This is a genomic window from Polaromonas sp. P1_E12 (assembly GCF_056405975.1).
The window spans coordinates 100,960-120,871 of sequence record NZ_JBFUBB010000003.1 but is presented as its reverse complement, the minus strand read 5'-3'; the positions used below and the strand labels follow the sequence as shown (position 1 = coordinate 120,871).

Sequence of the window (19,912 nt, the reverse complement as noted above, 5' to 3'; positions counted from 1 at the left end):
CTGACGACGCCGGAGAAACACCATGATGTCAAAACCCCACCCGGAAAACCGCTACGGTGCGCTCTCCATCGGCTTGCACTGGTTCATGCTTGTCTTGCTGGCGGCGGTCTACCTCTGCATGGAGCTCAGTGACGCCTTTCCCAAGGGCAGCGACATGCGCAACGGGCTGAGGGCCTGGCACTACATGCTGGGCCTGTCCGTCTTTGTGCTGGCCTGGCTTCGCCTGGCGGTCAATCTCCGGCATCGCGCCCCACCCGTAGCCCCGGCACCGCCGCTGTGGCAAAGCCGCCTGGCCTGGCTGGTGCAGGCGGGGCTTTATCTGCTCATGATAGGGATGCCCCTGGCGGGATGGCTGATACTCAGCGCCCGTGGTCAGCCCATTCCATTTTTTGGGCTGCAACTGCCCGCGCTGATGGCCGAGAGCAAAGATGCGGCGGGCTGGATCAAGGAAGTCCACGAAGCGGGAGCGACAGCGGGGTATTTCCTGGTGGGCTTGCATGCATTGGCGGCCTTGTATCACCACTACCGGCTGCGTGACAACACGCTGGCTCGCATGCTTCCCGGCCGCCGCTGATTCAAACTACCCCCTAAACGAAGGATGAGTGCATGAGACATATTGAATGGCACAGGACTTCACGCATCGGATGGCTTCGCGCTGCCGTTCTGGGTGCCAATGACGGCATCGTATCGACCGCCAGCCTGATAGTGGGAGTGGCCGCCGCCAGCGCCACACACGGCAATGTGCTGATGACGGGCGTGGCAGCCCTGGTGGCCGGCGCGATGTCGATGGCCGCGGGCGAATACGTGTCGGTGCACTCGCAGTCCGATACCGAGAAGGCCGACCTGGCCCGGGAGCGGGCCGAACTTGAAAAAGACCCCGTGGCCGAACACCGCGAACTGACCGCCATCTACATCGCGCGCGGGCTGGACGATGCGCTTGCGCGGCAGGTTGCGGAGCAGCTCATGGCTCATGACGCCCTGGGTTCACACGCGCGCGACGAGTTGGGAATTCACGACAGCATGGCCGCCCGGCCCATACAGGCCGCGCTCGCGTCGGCGGCCAGCTTTGCATGTGGCGCCCTTTTACCGTTGGTCGTTACCGCGATGGCGCCCGGCGCCACACTGATCTGGTGGGTGTCGGGAACCTCCCTGGCATTTTTGGCCTTTCTGGGCGCGATGGCCGCCCACGCGGGCGGCGCGGGGATCCTGCCCGGCGCATGGCGCGTGACTTTCTGGGGTGCGCTGGCCATGGGCATTACCGCGGGTGTGGGCGCGCTGTTTGGGGCCGTGGTCTAAGTCTGCTGGCGAACAGACGGCACCCGATACTGCGCGCACAGTCACCCCATGCCATCACCCTCCACCAAAGCATTTCCCGGCCGGTATCTTGTGCTGGCCGCCATCGGGTTCGCCGGCCTGTCGGCGCATGGCCAGACGATGCCCGTACAAACCCGCGGGGAGTTGTTGTACACGACGCATTGCATTGCTTGCCACACCTCGGAGATGCACTGGCGCAACAACCGGCGCGCCCATGACTGGGAGAGCCTGAAAGTGCAGGTTCGCCTCTGGCAAGGCAACACCGGGCTGCAATGGGACGAGGCGGATATCGTGGAAGTGGCAGGCTACCTGAATGACACGATTTACCGGTATCCGCGCACCGCTCCCGTCGGACTCGTCTTGCCCGGGCCGCCGCAGAGGATTTCCGCCGCGCCCTGAAGCTGCTTCGGATAGCTTCCCGGCCGATGCGGTTTTGCGCACATCGAAAGATCTCACCGGAAGCGCCACAGTGGAGGGCCGACGTCATCTGCCGCGCCCTTGACATGAATCAAGACCGGGCCGCCGCGGCGCTCCTAGACTGCAAACGAATCAACACAGGAGAACCCACCATGTACAAGCGCATTCTTGTTGCCACCGACGGCTCCACGCTTTCCAAAAAAGCGGTCAAAGACGCCATCGCCCTTGCCGTGTCTTTGGATGCCGGACTCGTGGCGCTCAACGTCGTGCCGCGCTATCCCATGAGCTACTTTGAGGGCGGCGCCACAATTTCGCCGCAGGAAGTCGGGCGCATTGAAAAGGAATGGACCGGCAAGGGTCAGGCCATTGCCGACGCGGCGCAAAAGGCCGCCGAGGCTGCGGGCGTCCAGGCCAAATCCGTGATCGCCAAGTCCGACCTCGTAGCCACCGCCATCCTGGCCGCAGCCAAAAAGAACAAGTGCGACCTCATCGTCATGGCCTCGCACGGCCGCAAGGGCCTCTCTCGCATCCTGCTCGGAAGCGAGACCCAGCAGGTGCTCACGCACAGCAGCATCCCCGTCCTTGTCCTGCGCTGAGCGCGCGCCGTCTCATTTTTTTCCATTTTCCGGAGACAACCATGAAAGTCCTTCTGGCCGTTGACGGCAGCAAGTTCACAAAAAAAGCCCTCGCCTTTCTGGTCACGCACGAAACCCTGATGGGGCCCGACGCGGAGTTGATCGTGCTCAATGTACAGATCGCTGTTCCTCCACGCGTCAAGTCCATGGTGGGCGCCGCCACGGTACATGCCTACCACCGCGACGAAGCCCAGAAAGTGCTGGAGCCTATAGAACGCTTTCTCAAACGCCATGACATCACTTTCCGGGCCTCCTGGGTCGCCGGCACACCGGCCACACAAATCGCGCAGGCGGTGAAACGTGAAAAGGTACACATGCTGGTCATGGGCACCCATGGCCATGGTTTGCTGGGCCGCGCCCTGCTCGGCAGCGTTGCCCAGCGGGTAGTGGCGGACGTTGACGTGCCGGTGCTGCTGGTCAAGTAGCCGATCATCTTTTACGGAAGGCCTGCCATGAACACACTGTCAAATACCCGCTCCCCCGTGTCGCCGCCGCGGGCTATTCCCACCACACGCCAGGCGCAGGGCGGTTTGGGCCTGGGGCTGCTGGTCGCGCTGGTGACGGGCTCCATCATCGGCAGCGGCATTTTCGGCCTGCCGCAAAACATGGCGGCGGGCGCCGGCGCGGGTGCCATCCTGATCGGCTGGCTGGTCACGGGCGTGGGCATGCTGGTGCTGGCGCGCGTCTACCAGATGCTGGCCCTGCGCAAGCCCGAACTGGACAACGGCGTCTATGCCTATGCCCGCGCGCTGTCAGGCGAGTACATCGGCTTTAACTCCGCCTGGGGGTACTGGATCAGCGCCTGGATCGGCAACGTCGGCTACCTGGTGGCCGCCTTCGGTGCGCTCGGTTATTTCTTTCCAGCTTTCGGCGAAGGCAACACGCCCGCGGCCGTGGCCGGAGCGTCGATAGTCCTGTGGATCGTGCACGCGCTGGTGCTGCGCGGCATCAACACCGCTGCCTGGGTCAATGCGATTGTCACAGTCGCCAAAGTCATTCCGTTGCTGCTGTTCATTGTGCTGGCCGCCGCCGCTTTCCAGGCGCCCACCTTCAGCCTGGACTTCTGGGGCAGCGCCAAACTCGGCTCCGTACTTGACCAGGTCAAGAGCACCATGCTGGTGACGGTGTGGGTGTTCATCGGCATCGAAGGCGCCAGTGTCTATTCGGCGCGCGCGCGGCAGCGCAAGGACGTCGGCAAGGCCACGGTGATTGGTTTTCTGATCTGCCTGGCACTGTTGATGGCCGTCTCGTTGCTGTCCCTGGGCATCTTCACGCAGCCCGAACTTGCCGGATTGAAGAATCCCTCCATGGCCAGCGTGCTTGAGAAAGCCGTGGGCACCTGGGGCGCTGTGCTGATTTATGTCGGCCTCATCGTTTCCGTCGGCGGTGGCTTCCTGGCCTGGACATTGCTCGCTGCGGAGTCGCTCTTCACACCGGCCAACAGCGGCGTGATGCCCGAATGGCTGGGCCGCCAAAGCGGCAAGGGCGTGCCGGCCAATGCCCTGTGGCTGAGCAGCGCCATGGTTCAGATCTTCCTCATCGTCACGCTGGTCTCCAAGGCTTCCTACCTGGCCCTGATCTCGCTGTCGACCGCGATGATTTTGCTGCCCTACCTGTTCAGCGCGCTTTACGGCCTGAAGGTGCTGCTGCGCGGTGAGGGCCCAACGAGGGAAGGCACCGCCGGCGGGTCGCTGGACCTGCCGGTGGCCGCGCTCGCGTCGGTGTACTGCCTGTGGCTGCTGTATGCCGCCGGCGCCAAATACCTCCTGCTGAGCGCTCTGCTCTACGCCCCCGGCGCGGCCCTGTATTTCATCGCCAAACGGCAGGGCAACAAACAGCCCTTTACCGCTGGCGAGAAAGCCATGCTCGCAGCCGTGCTCGCGCTCGCAGCGGTGGCCGGCTGGATGCTCGCCACCGGTCAGTTGAGCCTGTGATGGCCGGCGTTCATTCAGAGACGGGCCGGCTGCGCAAGGTACTGGTCTGCAGGCCGGGCCTGGCGCATATGCGCCTGACGCCCGCGAACTGCCAAAGCATGCTGTTCGACGATGTGATGTGGGTCGCGCAGGCAAAAAACGACCATTACGCGTTCACCAGCGCCATGACGGAGCAAGGCGTGGAAGTGCTGGAATTGCACGACCTTCTCGCAGTCACAGTCAGCGACCCAGCGGTGCGCGACTGGCTGCTGGACCGCAAGCTGACCGGCATCGACCTGGAAGCCGCCGCCGTGCTGCGACCCTGGCTGCAAGAACTGCCGCCGGCCCGCCTGGCCGAGTTCCTGATTGGCGGGCTGACGCCGGTGGACCTGCCCTTCAAGTTGCCGGGTCTTACGGCCGCGTGCGCGAGCGCCTCCGACCTGTTATTGCCCGCCCTTCCCAATACCCTCTTCACGCGCGACAGCAGTTGCTGGATAGGCGACGGTGTGGTGCTGGGCGCCATGTACTGGCCCGCACGCCGGCAGGAAACCCTGCTCATGGCGGCCGTCTACCGTTTTCACCCTGCGTTTGCCGGCAAGGTCGCCGAGTGGTGGGGTGATCCGGGCCAGCCGCACGCGCAGGCCTCGCTCGAAGGCGGCGATATCATGCCTCTGGGCCAGGGCCTGGTGCTGATCGGCATGGGCGAGCGGACCTCGCCGCAGGCCGTGAGCCAGCTGGCGCGCAGCCTGTTTGCCCGCGGCGCCGCGACCCGGGTGCTGGCCGCCCAGCTGCCCAAGTCGCGCGGGGCCATGCACCTGGACACGGTGCTGACTTTTTGCGACCGCGACCTGGTGACGGTGTTTCCCGAGATCGTGCAGGCCATACGCGTGTTCAGCCTCAGACCCGGCAACGAAGCCGGCGCGCTGGATGTCAGGGCAGAAACCGGCCCCTTTCTTGACGTGCTCGCCCAGGCGCTGGGTATTGCAAAGCTGCGCGTTGTCGCCACCGGCGGCAATGCCTATGAAGCCGAGCGCGAACAGTGGGACGACGGCAACAACGTGCTGGCACTGTCGCCCGGCGTTGTCATGGCCTACAACCGCAACACCCACACCAACACCCTTCTGCGCAAGGCCGGTGTCGAGGTCATCACAATCCCCAGCGGGGAGCTGGGCCGGGGCCGCGGCGGCAGCCACTGCATGTCCTGTCCGATTGAGCGTGACGCTGCCTGACCCGCCATTGAGGCATCCACGAAAGACGGCTACCCATGAGCTTCAACCTTCACAACCGCAGTCTTCTGGACCTCAAGGATTTTTCCCCGCGGGACATCCGCTTCCTGCTGGACCTGGCCGCCGAGCTCAAGCGCTCGAAATACGCGGGCAATGAGCTCGCGCGCCTCAAGGGCAAAAACATCGCGCTGATTTTCGAGAAAGCTTCCACCCGAACGCGTTGCGCCTTCGAAGTCGCGGTGCACGACCAGGGCGGCCACGTGACCTACATCGACCCGGTCAGCTCACAGCTGGGGCACAAGGAGTCTCTCAAGGACACGGCGCGGGTGCTGGGGCGGCTGTACGACGGCATCGAGTACCGCGGCTTTCACCAGACGGTGGTGGAAGAAATCGCGCGCTTCTCGCACGTCCCGGTCTGGAACGGGCTCACAGATGAGTCGCACCCGACCCAGGTGCTGGCCGACCTGCTGACCATGCAGGAGTTCGGCGAAAAGCCGCTGCATGAACTGTCTTTTTGCTACCTGGGCGACGCCCGCTTCAACATGGGCTGCTCGCTGCTGGTGGGCGGCACGCAGATGGGCATGGACGTGCGCATCGCCGCACCCGCCGCGCTGATGCCACCGCCCGGGCTGGTGAGCGAAATGCGCGAGCTGGCCAGGACAACAGGCGCGCGCATCACCCTCAGCAACGATCCGGCCGAGGCTGTCAAGGACGCTGACTTTCTCTACACCGACGTCTGGGTGTCCATGGGTGAGCCCGACGACACCTGGAAGCTCAGGATTGAGCAGTTGCTGCCCTTCCAGGTCAACAGCGCCTTGATGAAGGCTACCGGCAAGCCGCGAACCCGCTTCATGCATTGCCTGCCGGCTTTCCACAACCTGGACACCGAGGTAGGGCGCCAGATCCACGAACGCTACGGCCTCAGCGAAATAGAGGTGACCGACGAGGTCTTCGAGTCCGATGCATCCATCGTGTTCACGCAGGCGGAAAACCGCATGCACACCATCAAGGCCGTGCTTGTGGCCACGCTCGCATGAAGCTGGTGATTGCGCTGGGCGGCAATGCCTTGCTGCGCCGGGGCCAGTCGCTCAGCGCGCAGAACCTGCTGGAAAACATCCGGAGCGTGGCGGCCCAACTGGCCCGCGTCGCGCTTCGTCATGAGTTGGTGGTGACTCACGGCAACGGGCCCCAGATAGGCCTGCTGGCGCTGCAGAACTCGGCCTACGCGGCAGTGGCGCCCTATCCGCTTGACGTATTGGGTGCGCAAACCGAAGGCATGATCGGTTACCTGCTGGAGCAGGAACTTGCCAACCACCTTCCACCCGGCCGCCCCGTGGTCACCCTGCTTACGCGTGTGGAAGTCGACCCCGCCGATCCGGCTTTCGGGAAGCCCACCAAACCTATAGGACCTGTTTACACGAAGGAGGAAGCCGAACGGCTTGCGCAAGCCATGCACTGGCATGTCGCGCCGGACGGTGCAGGCTTCAGGCGCGTCGTGGCTTCGCCTCTCCCTACGCGTGTGCTGGGCATGGACCCGATCAGCTGGCTGCTGCAGCATGAGGCAGTGGTGATCGCCGCGGGGGGTGGCGGCATCCCGGTGGTGCGCACCGCCGGCGGGCATTCTCTTCAAGGCATCGATGCCGTGATCGATAAGGACCTGACGGGCGCCCTGCTCGCGCGGGAACTGGGGGCCGACTGCCTGGTGATCGCCACCGACGTGGATGCCGTCTACCTGGGCTGGGGAACGCCCGCACAGCACGCCATCGGCAAGATCAGGCCACAGGAATTGCTGGGCCATAGCTTCCCCGCAGGCTCCATGGGCCCTAAGGTACAGGCTGCCACCGGCTTTGTGCTCAAGACCGGCAAGAAGGCTTTGATAGGCTCGCTGGCCCAGATCGAGGAGATGCTGGCGGGCCGTGCCGGTACAGAGGTCAGCCCCCACGGGGACACCACGGGCCAAGACCCGGTTATTACGGCCAATGCGTGAAACGCAGCAAATCGATTGACCTGCGCCCGGAAGCCCTTCCGACCGTCGCGAATCTGTCCACATTTGATCCGCATCAACATGCTGCTCCCCAAAATCGCCACCATGGATAACGTTTCAACTCACATGAGGCATTCACCATGTTCAAGCGAATCCTGATTCCCGTGGACGGCAGCGACACCTCCAACAAGGCCCTTGTCGCCGGCCTGGCGATGGCGCGGGAAACCAGCGCCAGCGTACGGCTGCTGCACGCCTTCAATGAGGCGGCTTACCTGGGTGGAGTCGACCCCTATGGCACCTGGTCGGCCGATCTGGTCGGCATGATGCGCGAAAGCGGCGCCAAAGTCCTGACGGATGCGACGGCCATCGCCGGGTCGGCCGGAGTCACTGCAAGCCAGTTGCTTTGCGATGAACCGGGCAAACGCCTGGGAGAGTCGGTGGCCGAGGCGGCCAAGCTCTGGAATGCCGATCTCATCGTGGTCGGCTCCCACGGCCGGCGCGGCCTGGGACGGGTGCTGCTGGGCAGTGGCGCCGAGCAGATCCTGAGGCTGGCGCCGGTGCCCGTCCTGGTCGTCCGCGACGCGCCTTCAGCGCAGGCTTAAACGAAACATAGCTGCAGGGCACAACAAGTGTGCGCGAGTAGCTATCAAAATAATAGCAATCCTCGGAGCGGAATATCGTCGCCATGTCGACCAAGCGCCAGGCTGGGCGTCAGCTTCCATTTGACGCGCTGACGGCCTGCCGTTGTTGTTCTCTGTCTGCCAGCAATTCGACAAAGGCACGGACCTTCGCGGGACGAAAGCGCGCGGCCGGAAACACGGCATGGATACCGCCGGAAGGCAGATGCCACTGCGGCAGGACCTGGATGAGACGGCCGGCCGCAAGATCACCCGCTACCGCATAGTCCGGCAGCACCGAAAGCCCCGCGCCCTGGAACACGGCTTCGCGCACGGCAAGCGTGGCGTCGAGAAAAATCGAGGCCTGCACGCTAACGGTCTGGCGCTCACCCTCGTTGAGCGAGAAATTCCATGTCAGGTGGTCGCGAAGAGCGGTGTTGGCGATGAAAGGCAGGCCGGCGATGTCTTGCGGGGCGGTAAGCCGCGCCACTTGCAGCGTCATGGCCGGCGACGCCACGAGCAGTTGCCGGAAAGAACCGATTTTTCGCGCCTGCAGGCTGGTTTCAGCAAGCCAACCGACACGTATCGCCAGTTCGATGTTGCCCGACATGAGGTCCAGCGTCTGGTCGGTGAGGACGGCATCGACCTTGCACGCAGGGTAGCGCCGGGTAAAGGCGGCGATAGCCGGCACCACCACGCCGACACCATAGTCGAAGGGGGCGGTCAGCCGCAGCATGCCGGACGGCTCCGCTGAGGTTTCGGCCAGGTCGTCGAAGGCATCCCCGGCCTCGCGCAGGATCAGCGCGCAACGCAGGTAGAAGGCTTGCCCCAGTTCGGTGGGCTGCACCTTGCGTGTGGTGCGCACAAGGAGCGACGTGCGGAATTCGCGCTCCAGCCGCGCAACCTGCTGGCTGACCACCGCCTTGGTGATCCCCAGGCGATCCGCAGCCGCGGTGAAGGAGCCGGTTTCCACCACAGCCGCGAAGTAGGCCAGGCGCCTCAGGTTTCCCAGCCCGCCGAGGCCACCTTCATCTTGATTGTTTGCTTTAAACATACATTGTGTTTATCAGAGATGTCTTTAACAGTCAATGGATCGTGCCTACGATCACAACCAGTGAGCAAAGAACTCCAAAGAAACCATGACCAAAACCCTTTATTACCTGTTCGACCCGCTATGTGGCTGGTGCTACGGCGCCATGCCGGCGCTCTCGGCATTGGCTGAAACTCCCGCTGTCCGCATCGAACTGCTGCCGACCGGGCTGTTCGCCGGCGAGGGCGCACGGCCCATGAACAGTGACTTCGCCGCCTATGCCTGGTCCAACGACCAGCGCATCGAGCGCCTGACGGGGCAGCGCTTCACCGGGCAGTACCGCGAGCAGGTTCTCGGTGATCGCCAGCGCTTGTTTGACAGCGGCCCCGCCACGGTGGCACTGACCGCCGTGTCATTGACGGCGCCGAGCCGGGAACTGGAAGCCCTCAAGGCGATCCAGAATGCGCGCTACGTGGATGGCAAGGACACGACCTCACTGGAAACGCTGGCCGGCGTTCTGCGCGGGCTCGGCCTCGAGCAGGCCGCCGCAATGGTGGAGCAACCCGAAGAGGATCTTCTCGTCGCCAACCGGGCCCGCATGGACCGCGCACAGGCCTTGATGCGGGAGTTCGGCGCGCAGGGCGTGCCCACCCTGGTTGCTGAATCCGGCGCGCAGCGCTGGGTCTTGAATAACGCCGATTTTTATTCCAACCCGCGCGCGCTGGCAGGCGAGCTCGAGGCTGCTTGAGCCCGGCACCGCCTCCACCCCCGCAACCCATTTCAGTTAACTGTTCAAGAAGAAGGAAAAACCATGACAACACGAAGAGAAGCAATCAAAACTGTAGCCGGCGCGGCTGTCGCGACGGCCATCTTAGGAGTGAAAAGCGCTATGGCTGCAAATACCAACCTGACCTGGAAACATTTCCCCGCCGGCGAACACGGATTCTTCCGCGCCCCGGTGCTGATCTCCGGCGAACGCGAGGCTGTCCTCATCGACGGGGGCTTTACGCTTCCAGACGGCAAGGCATTGGCCGAGGCCATCAAGGCCACCGGCAAAAAGCTCACGACCATCTACATCAGCCAGAGCGATCCCGACTACTACTTCAGCCTGGCGCCTATCAAGGCGGCGTTTCCCGACGCCAAGGTGATCGCGGCACCGGCCACGATCGCGGCCATCAAGGGCAACGTGGAAAAGAAACTGGCAACCTGGGGCCCCCAACTCAAGGAAAACGGCCCACAGGCGCTGGCGGACATCGTGATGCCCCAGGCCTTCGACGGCCGCAGCCTCACCCTGGAAGGCCATGCCATTGAAATCGTCGATGCGGATGGCTTGGCCAACCGCCGCTACATCTGGGTGCCTTCGCTGAACGCCATCTTCGGCGGCGTGCTGCTGTTCTCCGGTGTTCACGTGTGGACCGCCGACACGCAGGGCGCCGAGGCCCGTGCGGCTTGGGTGAAGACGCTTGATGCCATGGCTGCGCGCAAACCCGCCGTGGTGGTCCCCGGCCACATGGCGGTCACGGCGGCGGTGGACGCAAGCGCGATCCAATACACCCGCGACTACCTCGTGGCTTTCGAGGAAGTGCTGGCCAAGTCAGCCGACAGCGGCGCCCTCATCGCGGCCATGACCCGGCGCTACCCGAACGCCGGCATGGGCGTGGCGCTGCAAATCGGTGCCAAAGTCGCCAAGGGCGAGATGAAGTGGGGTTGAAGCCATGATGTCGAACATCGACATCGTCCGTGCCCACTACGCGGCCTCGGCCCAGGGAAACATCGGCGAGATGATGGCCCATGTCTCGCCCCAGGTACGCTGGACCGAGATGGCGGGCTTTCCTTGCGCGGGCACCTGGGTCGGGCCGCAAGCGGTTGTCGACAACGTCTTTGCCGTGCTGGGCAGGGACTGGATCGGTTATCGCTTCGAACTGCAAAGCCTCGTCGACGGTGGTGACCACATCCTCGGGGTGGGAAGCTACCACGGCACTTACCGCGCCACGGGAAAGGACATGCAGGCCCGTGTGGCCCATGTCTGGCACCTGCGGGGCGGGAAGGTCGTGGCCTTTGAGCAATTCACAGACACGCTGCTTGTCCGTCAGGCGATGAGCTGATCATCCGGGCACCTGCAAACAAAAAGCCCACTCTCCTCTCGAACAGTGGGCCTCCATCGACAAAGACTGTTTGTATTTAGAACGGGATATCGTCGTCCATGTCGTCAAAGCCGCTGGCGGCCTTGGCTGCCGGAGCTGGCCGCGGTGCGGCGGCCGGCGGGCGTGCAGCAGGTGCGGACTGGCGCGGCGCTTCATAACCGCCACCGTCATCACCGCCGGGGCCGCCCATGCCCTGACGGCTGCCGAGCATCTGCATCTGGTCGGCACGGATTTCGGTGGTGTACTTTTCCTGGCCGTCCTTGTCGGTCCACTTGCGCGTGCGCAGGCTGCCTTCGACATAGACCTGCGAGCCTTTGCGCAGGTACTGGCCGACGATTTCAGCAAGACGGCCGTTGAACACCACGCGGTGCCATTCGGTGGCCTCCTTCATTTCACCCGTCTGCTTGTCCTTCCACTTGTCAGTGGTGGCAATGGTGACGTTGGCGACCTGGTCACCGCTGGGGAAGCTGCGCATTTCGGGGTCCCGGCCCAGATTGCCGACGACGATAACTTTATTGACGGATGCCATGGGGTGTTCTCCTGATCTAACTTAGAGTTTAACTGGCTGGCCCGATGCGGTGCCATGGCCGTCTGTAACAGCCGCGGCCCCGTGCCGGCCGGGCGCCCGCATGGGCCAGGCCACCAGCAGCCAGGCCAGCATCAGGCCGCCGCACAACAGAAAAAGCCCCTGGGCACCGTGCACCTTGGTGATCCAGCCGCCCACCGCGCCGCCGGCAAAAAAACCGAGCGACTGCAAGGTGTTGTACACCCCCAGCGCCGCGCCGCGGGCATGGGCTGGCGCCACCCGGGAGGCCAGGCTGGGCTGGGTGGCTTCCAGGACGTTGAAGCCGCAAAAAAACAGGAACAGCAGCACGGCCAGAATGCCCAGGCTGGCCGGCGCCGAGGTAGACGACGCCACCCAGAGCAAGCCCAGCTGAACCAGCAGGACCAGGCCGACAGCCCCCAGGAACACGGCGCGCAGGTAGCCCCGTTTTTCCAGCGGAAACAGCGTAGCCCCCATCACCCCAAAAGAGGCCAGCACCGCCGGCAGGTAGACCTGCCAATGCGCGGCCTTGTCGAGCCCGGCATTCACCAGCAAAGCCGGAATCGCCACCCACATGGCCAGCTGCACGGCATGCAGCACGAACACGCCGAAATTCAGCCGCAGCAGCGCGGTGTCCTTTAGCACCTCCACCACGCTGCCGCGCGGCCGATTGACGTGCTCCACCGGTTCGGGTGGCACCCACCAGACGACCACGGCAATGCCGCCCAGTGCCAGTGCGCCAGTCAGGGCAAACAGCCCGTGCAGGCCGATAGCGCCGGCGAGCAGAGGCGCGGCCAACAGCGAAAGCGCAAACATCAGGGCAATGCTGCCGCCCACCAGCGCCATGGCCTTGGTACGCACTTCGTCGCGGGTGGAATCGGCCAGCAGCGCCGTAACGGCAGCCGAAATGGCACCCGCCCCCTGCAACGACCGGCCGGCGATCAGCCAGTTCAGGTCGGGCGCCCAGGCGGCGATCAGGCTGCCCAGCGCAAAAATGACCAGGCCGGAAACGATGACACGCTTGCGCCCCCACCAGTCCGAAGCGATCCCAAAAGGAATTTGCAGGATGCCCTGCGTCAGGCCGTAAATACCCATGGCCAGGCCAATCCGGGCCGGGTCATCGCCCCCCGGGTATTTGGCCGCCTCCAGCGCAAACACCGGCAGCACCAAAAAGAGGCCGAGCATGCGAAGCGCAAAGATCGAAGCCAGCGAAACGCTGGCGCGCCGCTCGGTAGCGGTCATGGGAAACGACATGGGGGCTGTAGGCGCAGTCAAGGGGATTAAAAGGGCAAAAGCGGCCAAAAAATAGCTAGAAAAGCTCCAAAACGGGGCAATAACCCGGGATTGACCGACTGGGAGCGGCAAGCCCACGGCAGCCCGTGGCTTGCCCAACCGGCTATTGTGCTTGAAACGGTGCTTCGGTCTATGATGGAGAGTTTTGCGGCTGCCACATCTTGAACTCTCCTGACGACAGCAAATACCTTGCCAAAGTGCTCGCGGCCCAGCGGATCAGCATCCGCGGCGCGCGCACGCACAACCTTAAAAATATCGATCTCGACATTCCGCGCAACCAGCTGGTGGTGATTACCGGCTTGAGCGGTTCGGGCAAGTCGTCTCTCGCCTTTGACACGCTGTACGCCGAAGGCCAGCGCCGCTACGTTGAGAGCCTCTCCACCTATGCGCGGCAGTTCCTGCAGCTCATGGACAAGCCCGACGTAGACATGATCGAAGGCCTGTCGCCCGCGATCTCCATCGAGCAGAAAGCCACCTCGCACAACCCGCGCTCCACCGTGGGTACGGTGACTGAAATTCACGATTACCTGCGCCTGCTGTTTGCGCGGGCCGGCACGCCCTATTGCCCTAACCATGACCTGCCGCTGCAGGCCCAAAGCGTCAGCGAAATGGTCGACACGGTGCTGGCGCTGCCCGAAGACACCAAGCTGATGATCCTGGCGCCGGTGGCGCGCGACCGCAAGGGCGAATTTGTGGACGTATTTGCCGAGATGCAGTCGCAAGGCTATGTGCGCTTTCGCGTCGACGGCACGGCCTATGAGTTTGACGACCTGCCCAAGCTCAAGAAAACCGAAAAACACAACATCGATGTGGTGATTGACCGCATCAAGGTGCGCGCAGACCTGCAGCAACGCCTGGCCGAAAGCTTTGAGGCCGCACTGCGCCTGGCCGACGGCAAAGCGATTGCCATGGAAATGGACACCGGCAAAGAGCACCTCTTCAGCGCGAAGTTTTCCTGCCCTGTCTGCGACTATTCACTGAGCGAAATGGAGCCGCGGCTCTTCTCTTTCAACTCGCCCGTCGGCGCCTGCCCCACCTGTGACGGCCTGGGTCATATGGAATTTTTCGACCCGGCACGCGTGGTGGCCTTCCCGTCGCTGAGCCTGGCCAGCGGCGCCGTCAAGGGCTGGGACCGGCGCAATGGCTACTACTTCTCGATGCTTGAGAGCCTGGCAAAGCACTACAAATTCGACATCGACACTGCCTTTGAGAACCTGCCCGACACCGTGCGGCAGGTTGTCCTGTATGGCTCGGGCGAGGAAGAAATCAAGTTCAGCTATGTGATGGATTCGGGCAACTTTGCCGGCAAGAAGATCGCCAAGAAGCATCCCTTCGAAGGCGTCATCACCAACTTCGAGCGTCGTTACCGCGAAACCGATTCCGCCGCCGTGCGCGAAGAACTGTCCCGCTATCGCAGCGTGCAGCCCTGCCCTGACTGCGAAGGCACGCGCCTGCGTACCGAGGCACGCCACGTGTACCTGGTGAGCGCGCCTGAAGACGGCGTTGACGCATCGGTGACCGATGGCACCAAACCCGGGCGCAAGGCGATCTATGAAATCAGCCACTCAACGTTGCGCGAGAGTTTCGAGTATTTCAACGCGCTGAAGATGCAGGGCGCCAAGGCCGAAATTGCTGCCAAGGTAGTGCGCGAGATCGGCCTGCGCCTGAAATTCCTCAACGACGTGGGCCTCAATTACCTGAGCCTGGATCGCAGCGCCGAGACACTGTCGGGTGGCGAGTCCCAGCGCATTCGCCTGGCCTCGCAGATTGGTTCTGGCCTGACCGGCGTGATGTACGTGCTCGACGAACCCAGCATCGGCCTGCACCAGCGCGACAACGACCGCCTGATCGGCACGCTCAAGCATTTGCGCGACATCGGCAACAGCGTGCTGGTGGTCGAGCACGACGAAGACATGATCCGCGCGGCCGACCACGTCATCGACATGGGACCGGGTGCCGGTATCCACGGCGGGCGCGTGATGGCGCAAGGCACATTTGACGAAGTCAAGAACAACCCCGACTCGCTCACGGGCCAGTACCTGGCGCAAGCGCTGAAGATCGCCGTACCCAAACGCCGCACCCCCTGGCTGCCGACGGTCAAAGCTGTAGAAGCTGCAGAGAAAAAGAAAGCCTCGCGCTTTCCGCAAAGTCCGGCCGCCGAACGCCGCGCAGCGCGCGAGGCCGTGCACCAGGCCACGCTGGGCGACATGCAGGCCTTGCGCGTCATCAACGCCACCGGCCACAACCTCAAAGGCGTGAGCGTCGAATTCCCGGTGGGCCTGCTCACCTGCGTGACCGGCGTATCGGGGTCGGGCAAATCGACGCTGGTCAACGACACGCTGTATGCCGCCGTGGCGCGCACGCTGTACCGAGCCCATGAAGAGCCTGCGCCGCACGAAGCCATTGAAGGCATCGAGCATTTCGACAAGGTCATCAACGTTGACCAGTCGCCCATTGGCCGCACGCCGCGCAGCAACCCGGCCACCTACACCGGCCTCTTCACGCCGATCCGCGAGCTGATGGCCGAGATGAACACGGCGCGCGAACGCGGCTACGGCGCCGGAAGGTTCAGCTTCAACGTGGCCGGCGGCCGCTGCGAAGCTTGCCAGGGTGACGGCGTGGTGAAGGTCGAAATGCACTTCCTGCCCGACGTGTATGTGCCCTGCGATGTCTGCAAAGGCATGCGCTACAACCGCGAAACACTGGAAGTGCAGTACAAGGGCAAGAACATCGCACAGATCCTGGACCTGACCGTCGAGGTGGCCGCCGAGTTCTTCAAGGCCGTGCCCACCATTGCGCGCAAACTGCACACCCTGCTCGACGTGGGCCTTTCCTACATCAAGCTGGGCCAGGCCGCGACCACGCTCTCAGGCGGCGAGGCGCAGCGCGTGAAGCTCGCGCTGGAATTGAGCAAACGCGACACCGGCCGCACGCTGTACATCCTCGATGAACCGACGACCGGCCTGCACTTTGCCGACATCGACCTGCTGCTCAAGGTGCTGCACCAGCTGCGCGATGCGGGCAACACGATTGTGGTGATCGAACACAACCTGGACGTCATCAAGACGGCCGACTGGCTGATCGACATGGGACCGGAGGGTGGTGCCGGCGGCGGCACGGTGGTGGGTGTCGGCACACCGGAAGACATCGCTGCCAATGCGGCCAGCCATACCGGACGATACCTGGCGCGCCTGCTCTGAGTTTCCCTGCCACGTCCGGGTGCCTGCCGCGCCCGGACGCGGCCTTCTTTTCACGGGATCCCGGTTTGAACAGCTCCACCTTTTTCACCCGGCGCAAAGTGGTTTTTCTCCTGGCCTCACTGTGCTGCCTGCTCTGGGGCAGCGCCTACCCGGCCATCAAGAACGGCTATGCGCTGTTTCATATTGCGGCCAACGACATTCCCTCCAAGCTGGTGTTTGCGGGCTGGCGCTTTATTTTTGCCGGCCTGGTGCTGCTGGTGTTCGCGGCCCTCAGCAAAAAGCCGGTGTTTCAGCTGGGCCGCCGCACCTTCGGCCAGGTGACGGTGGTGGGACTCACGCAGACCAGCCTGCAATATGTGTTCTTCTACATCGGCCTGGCGTACGCCACCGGCGTGAAGAGCTCGATCATGAATGCAACGGGCACCTTCTTCAGCGTGCTGCTGGCGCATTACATCTACAAGAATGACCGTCTCAGCTTCAACAAGGTGCTGGGTTGTGTGGTGGGCTTCGCCGGCGTGATGGTGGTGAACTTCAGCGAAGGCCTGCTGGCCTTCGATTTCACGCTGCTCGGTGAAGGCTTTGTGGTGATCGCCGCCTTTGTGCTGTCGGCCGCCAGCATTTACGGCAAGAAGGTGTCGCAGCGCGTGGATTCGGTGGTGCTGACGGGCTGGCAACTGGCCATAGGCGGCCTGGCCCTGCTGCTGATCGGTGTTGCCACCGGCGGAACGCTGTCGGGCTTCACGCTCAAGTCCACTTTGCTGATGGTGTATCTGGTGGTGCTGTCGTCGGCCGCGTTTTCGCTGTGGACGATTTTGCTGAAGTACAACCGGGTCAGCATGATCACCGTGTTCAATTTCATGATACCGATTTTTGGGACACTGCTGTCGGCGGTGTTTCTGGATGAGCGCTTCCTGGAGTGGAAAAACGGCCTGGCCTTGTTGCTGGTTTGTTATGGAATCTGGCTGGTGACGAAGGAAGAGAAAGTTACCGGCTGAGCCTGGGTTTTACGCGCGAGCGGCCCCCGACAGCGATGGCGATTGCGATGACAACCAGCACCGTTGCAACCGCGAACGTGACCTGCATTCCGGTGGCAACAGCCCCGGCACCCGCGGTGGTGATGTCCGCCGCCGAGGCAAACGCGAACACGGTCCCCATCGCGGAGGCACCGGTCATGAGGCCCAGATTGCGCGACAGGTTGAGCATGCCGGAAATGACACCCCGCTGGTCCGCAGGAATGTCCGTCATGACCGCTGTGTTGTTGGCGGCCTGGAACAGCTGATATCCCGGGGTCAGGATGAAGATGGCGGCCACGTAGCCCGCAACACCGAACATCGCCGGAAGCGCGGCCAGCGCCGCTGCGCCGGTAGCCACGGCGATGAGTCCGATGATGGCCATGAACGGCGCCCCCAGGCGGTCCACCATGCGGCCAGCCGGAACGCCGCTCAATGCGGAAATGACGGGGCCTATCGACATGACGATGCCGACCAGCGCGGCGTTGAGGCCGAGGGCACGGGACAGGTAAAACGGGCCGATGACAAGCGTCGCCATCATCACGGTCGCAACGAGCGCGTTCATGCCGAGGCTTGCACTCAAGCCTGGAGCGCGGAACGTCGTGAGCCGGACCAGAGGGGATTTCGCCTTCGACTCGACGAGCACGAAAAAGCCGACGCCGATAACAGCCGCCAGCAGCAGCGCCATGTTGAGCGGACCGAAATGACCGCGCCCCGTTGTCATGGCCAAGGCGTAGGCTGCGAGCGTCAGGGCCAGCAGCAGTGTGCCCAGGTGATCAAAATGGGGGCGCTCCTTCTTCCCTTCCTTGCGGTCAGCAGGCAAGTAGCGACGCGCCAGGAAAAAAGTCAGGATGCCCAACGGTACGTTGATGAAGAATAGGGCCTGCCAGCCCGATACAGCAATCAGGACACCGCCCAGCGATGGACCCAGCGCGGTGCCGACCGCGGACATGGTGCCGAGCAACCCCATGGCACTGCCGGTTCTGGCCTTCGGAACCGCCTCGCCGACAAACGCCATGGTGAGCGCCATCATCACGGCCGCCCCCAGGCCTTGCACCGCCCGGGCGGCAACCAGCAGCCAGAGCGTGGGCGCGACACCGCACAGGACCGAGGCCAGCGAGAACAGCAAGATGCCGGCCAGCAGCAAGCGCCTTCGGCCCATCAGGTCCCCCAGCCGTCCGGCACTGACGATCAGGGCGGTGATGGACAGCAGGTAAGCCAGGACCACCCATTGCACTTCCTGAAAAGAGGCGTTGAACGCCTGAGCCAGCGCCGGCAAACCCACGTTGGCGATGCTGGTGCCGAGCGAGGACAGCAGCATGGACAGCGAAAGACTGGCCAGTACCCATCGGACCGACGGCGCCGGTTCCGCGTTGGCGTTTGTTGATGGGCGGGTGGGTGCAAGGGGAGTGGTCAAGGTAGTCCAGTGGGCAAGCGGTAAAGGGGTTGTGGCTCCCCGAAATGGAGCTCTCCGGGAGCGTAGTTCTTTACCTGACATGGCGGAAGACGCACCATTTGCACTTTATGAGTGCGTTTAACGCCATGTCATGGCCAAATTGCGCTATGGTCGATGCATGGCTGCGCCCGATTTCAACCTTCTTGTCACCCTGGATGTGCTGCTCGCGGAAGGCAGCGTGGCGGGCGCAGCCCGGCGCCTGCGGCTGAGCCCGTCAGCGATGAGCCGGGCGCTGGCCCGATTGCGCGAAACGACCGGCGACCCGCTGCTGGTCAGGGCTGGGCGCGGTCTTGTTCCCACGCCGCGGGCCGTCGAACTCCGTGAGCGCGTCAGCCAGCTTGTGCAAGACGCAGAAGCGGTGCTGCGCCCCGCCAAAAAACTCAAGCTCAAACAGCTGGTCCGCACGTTCACGCTGCGCACTCGCGAAGGTTTTGTGGAGAACTTCGGGCCGGAGCTTATTGCACGCGTTGCGGATGAAGCACCCGGCGTGCGGCTGTGCTTCGTACAGAAGCTCGACAAGGACAGCACGCCGCTTCGCGACGGGACCGTCGACCTGGAAACAGGCGTTGTGGGAAAGACGGCGGCACCGGAGCTGCGCGTGCAGGCCTTGTTCCGGGACCGGTTCATCGGCGTCGTACGAATGGGACACCCGCTGGGCGAGGGCGAGGTCACGCCCGCCCGCTACGCCGCCGGCAGGCATATCGACGTCTCGCGGCGGGGCCAGGGCAAGGGGCCGGTGGATGAAGCCTTGCACCCGTTCGGGCTCGAAAGGGAAATCGCTACCATCGTCGGTGGTTTTGCGGCGGCACTGGCACTGGCCCGGGCTTCCGACCTGATCGCCACGGTTCCTGAACGGCACACCGGAAACCTGCGCGCCGGAATGCACAGTTTTGCGCTGCCGGTCTCCACGCCGGAGATCACGGTGTCGTTGCTCTGGCATCCGCGGCTGGATGCGGATCCGGGGCATCGGTGGCTGCGGGGGTGTGTTCGGGAGGTTTGTGCGGGGCGGCCCCTCGCCTGATCGAGTGGTTGGTGATGTTGTGGCTGAGCTCTTTGCTGAGTGTTGCTGGCCGGGGGTTGCCCGGCATGCAAGTAACTTTCTTTTGCTTCGCCAAAAGAAAGTCACCAA

The 19,912-nt window shown here is 63.6% G+C and carries 20 protein-coding genes; 16 read left to right on the top strand and 4 right to left on the bottom strand.

Annotation, left to right across the window (positions count from 1 at the left end):
* The first annotated feature begins 25 nt into the window (after nucleotides 1–25).
* The 10 genes from AC1D13_RS10435 (at nucleotide 26) to AC1D13_RS10390 (ending at nucleotide 8,091) form a co-directional block, all read left to right on the top strand.
* Nucleotides 26–574, top strand: a complete 549-nt coding sequence (locus AC1D13_RS10435) for a cytochrome b (protein WP_457281659.1) — start codon at nucleotides 26–28, stop codon at nucleotides 572–574.
* 32 nt (nucleotides 575–606) lie between these two features.
* Complete coding sequence (locus AC1D13_RS10430; protein WP_477689503.1) at nucleotides 607–1,296, top strand: VIT1/CCC1 transporter family protein; 690 nt, start codon at nucleotides 607–609, stop codon at nucleotides 1,294–1,296.
* A 48-nt stretch (nucleotides 1,297–1,344) separates the two neighbouring features.
* The gene (locus tag AC1D13_RS10425) at nucleotides 1,345–1,713 is read left to right on the top strand and encodes a cytochrome C (protein WP_457281531.1); all 369 of its coding nucleotides are present in this window, start codon (nucleotides 1,345–1,347) and stop codon (nucleotides 1,711–1,713) included.
* 170 nt (nucleotides 1,714–1,883) lie between these two features.
* Entirely contained in the window at nucleotides 1,884–2,327 is a 444-nt protein-coding gene (locus AC1D13_RS10420) for a universal stress protein (RefSeq protein WP_477689502.1), read from the top strand.
* 41 nt (nucleotides 2,328–2,368) lie between these two features.
* On the top strand, nucleotides 2,369–2,791 hold the full coding sequence (locus AC1D13_RS10415; RefSeq protein WP_457281533.1) for a universal stress protein: 423 nt from the start codon (nucleotides 2,369–2,371) through the stop codon (nucleotides 2,789–2,791).
* 27 nt (nucleotides 2,792–2,818) lie between these two features.
* A complete protein-coding gene (arcD, locus tag AC1D13_RS10410; protein ID WP_477689501.1) occupies nucleotides 2,819–4,300 on the top strand; it encodes an arginine-ornithine antiporter in 1,482 nt (493 codons plus the stop codon).
* Complete coding sequence (locus AC1D13_RS10405; protein ID WP_477666413.1) at nucleotides 4,300–5,508, top strand: arginine deiminase; 1,209 nt, start codon at nucleotides 4,300–4,302, stop codon at nucleotides 5,506–5,508. Before arcD ends, AC1D13_RS10405 begins: the two co-directional genes overlap by 1 nt.
* Nucleotides 5,509–5,543: 35 nt before the next feature.
* Nucleotides 5,544–6,542, top strand: a complete 999-nt coding sequence (gene argF / locus AC1D13_RS10400; protein WP_477687010.1) for an ornithine carbamoyltransferase — start codon at nucleotides 5,544–5,546, stop codon at nucleotides 6,540–6,542.
* Nucleotides 6,539–7,492 (top strand): carbamate kinase, encoded by a 954-nt coding sequence (gene arcC, locus AC1D13_RS10395; protein ID WP_477689500.1) that lies wholly within the window; start codon nucleotides 6,539–6,541, stop codon nucleotides 7,490–7,492. The genes argF and arcC overlap by 4 nt, the downstream gene beginning before the upstream one ends.
* A 137-nt stretch (nucleotides 7,493–7,629) precedes the next feature.
* Complete coding sequence (locus AC1D13_RS10390; RefSeq protein WP_457281538.1) at nucleotides 7,630–8,091, top strand: universal stress protein; 462 nt, start codon at nucleotides 7,630–7,632, stop codon at nucleotides 8,089–8,091.
* A gap of 109 nt (nucleotides 8,092–8,200) precedes the next feature.
* Here AC1D13_RS10390 and AC1D13_RS10385 read toward each other — a convergent pair whose 3' ends face one another.
* Entirely contained in the window at nucleotides 8,201–9,160 is a 960-nt protein-coding gene (locus tag AC1D13_RS10385) for a LysR family transcriptional regulator (protein ID WP_477689499.1), read from the bottom strand.
* A gap of 85 nt (nucleotides 9,161–9,245) precedes the next feature.
* Here AC1D13_RS10385 and AC1D13_RS10380 point away from each other — a divergent pair, with 85 nt between their 5' ends.
* From AC1D13_RS10380 to AC1D13_RS10370, 3 genes are all read left to right on the top strand, one after another.
* The gene (locus AC1D13_RS10380) at nucleotides 9,246–9,884 is read left to right on the top strand and encodes a DsbA family protein (protein ID WP_477689498.1); all 639 of its coding nucleotides are present in this window, start codon (nucleotides 9,246–9,248) and stop codon (nucleotides 9,882–9,884) included.
* Nucleotides 9,885–9,947: 63 nt separating this feature from the next.
* Nucleotides 9,948–10,847 carry an MBL fold metallo-hydrolase gene (locus AC1D13_RS10375; RefSeq protein WP_477666407.1) on the top strand — a complete coding sequence of 300 codons (900 nt, stop codon included), beginning with the start codon at nucleotides 9,948–9,950 and terminating at the stop codon, nucleotides 10,845–10,847.
* Nucleotides 10,848–10,851: 4 nt separating this feature from the next.
* A complete protein-coding gene (locus AC1D13_RS10370) occupies nucleotides 10,852–11,241 on the top strand; it encodes a nuclear transport factor 2 family protein (RefSeq protein ID WP_477666406.1) in 390 nt (129 codons plus the stop codon).
* Nucleotides 11,242–11,317: 76 nt separating this feature from the next.
* Here the strand turns inward: AC1D13_RS10370 and ssb are convergent, their stop codons facing one another.
* Nucleotides 11,318–11,809 (bottom strand): single-stranded DNA-binding protein, encoded by a 492-nt coding sequence (gene ssb / locus AC1D13_RS10365; protein WP_457281543.1) that lies wholly within the window; start codon nucleotides 11,807–11,809, stop codon nucleotides 11,318–11,320.
* 21 nt (nucleotides 11,810–11,830) lie between these two features.
* Nucleotides 11,831–13,066 (bottom strand): MFS transporter, encoded by a 1,236-nt coding sequence (locus AC1D13_RS10360; protein ID WP_477666756.1) that lies wholly within the window; start codon nucleotides 13,064–13,066, stop codon nucleotides 11,831–11,833.
* A 212-nt stretch (nucleotides 13,067–13,278) separates the two neighbouring features.
* Between AC1D13_RS10360 and uvrA the strand changes: the two genes are divergently transcribed.
* Nucleotides 13,279–16,317 carry an excinuclease ABC subunit UvrA gene (gene uvrA / locus AC1D13_RS10355; protein ID WP_477689497.1) on the top strand — a complete coding sequence of 1,013 codons (3,039 nt, stop codon included), beginning with the start codon at nucleotides 13,279–13,281 and terminating at the stop codon, nucleotides 16,315–16,317.
* Nucleotides 16,318–16,382: 65 nt separating this feature from the next.
* Nucleotides 16,383–17,312, top strand: a complete 930-nt coding sequence (locus AC1D13_RS10350; RefSeq protein WP_477689496.1) for a DMT family transporter — start codon at nucleotides 16,383–16,385, stop codon at nucleotides 17,310–17,312.
* Here the strand turns inward: AC1D13_RS10350 and AC1D13_RS10345 are convergent.
* A complete protein-coding gene (locus AC1D13_RS10345) occupies nucleotides 17,302–18,744 on the bottom strand; it encodes an MFS transporter (RefSeq protein ID WP_477689495.1) in 1,443 nt (480 codons plus the stop codon). The genes AC1D13_RS10350 and AC1D13_RS10345 overlap by 11 nt on opposite strands.
* A 157-nt stretch (nucleotides 18,745–18,901) precedes the next feature.
* On the opposite strand from AC1D13_RS10345, the gene AC1D13_RS10340 reads away from it, so the two are divergent.
* Complete coding sequence (locus AC1D13_RS10340) at nucleotides 18,902–19,804, top strand: LysR family transcriptional regulator (RefSeq protein WP_457281660.1); 903 nt, start codon at nucleotides 18,902–18,904, stop codon at nucleotides 19,802–19,804.
* Nucleotides 19,805–19,912: the final 108 nt, after the last annotated feature.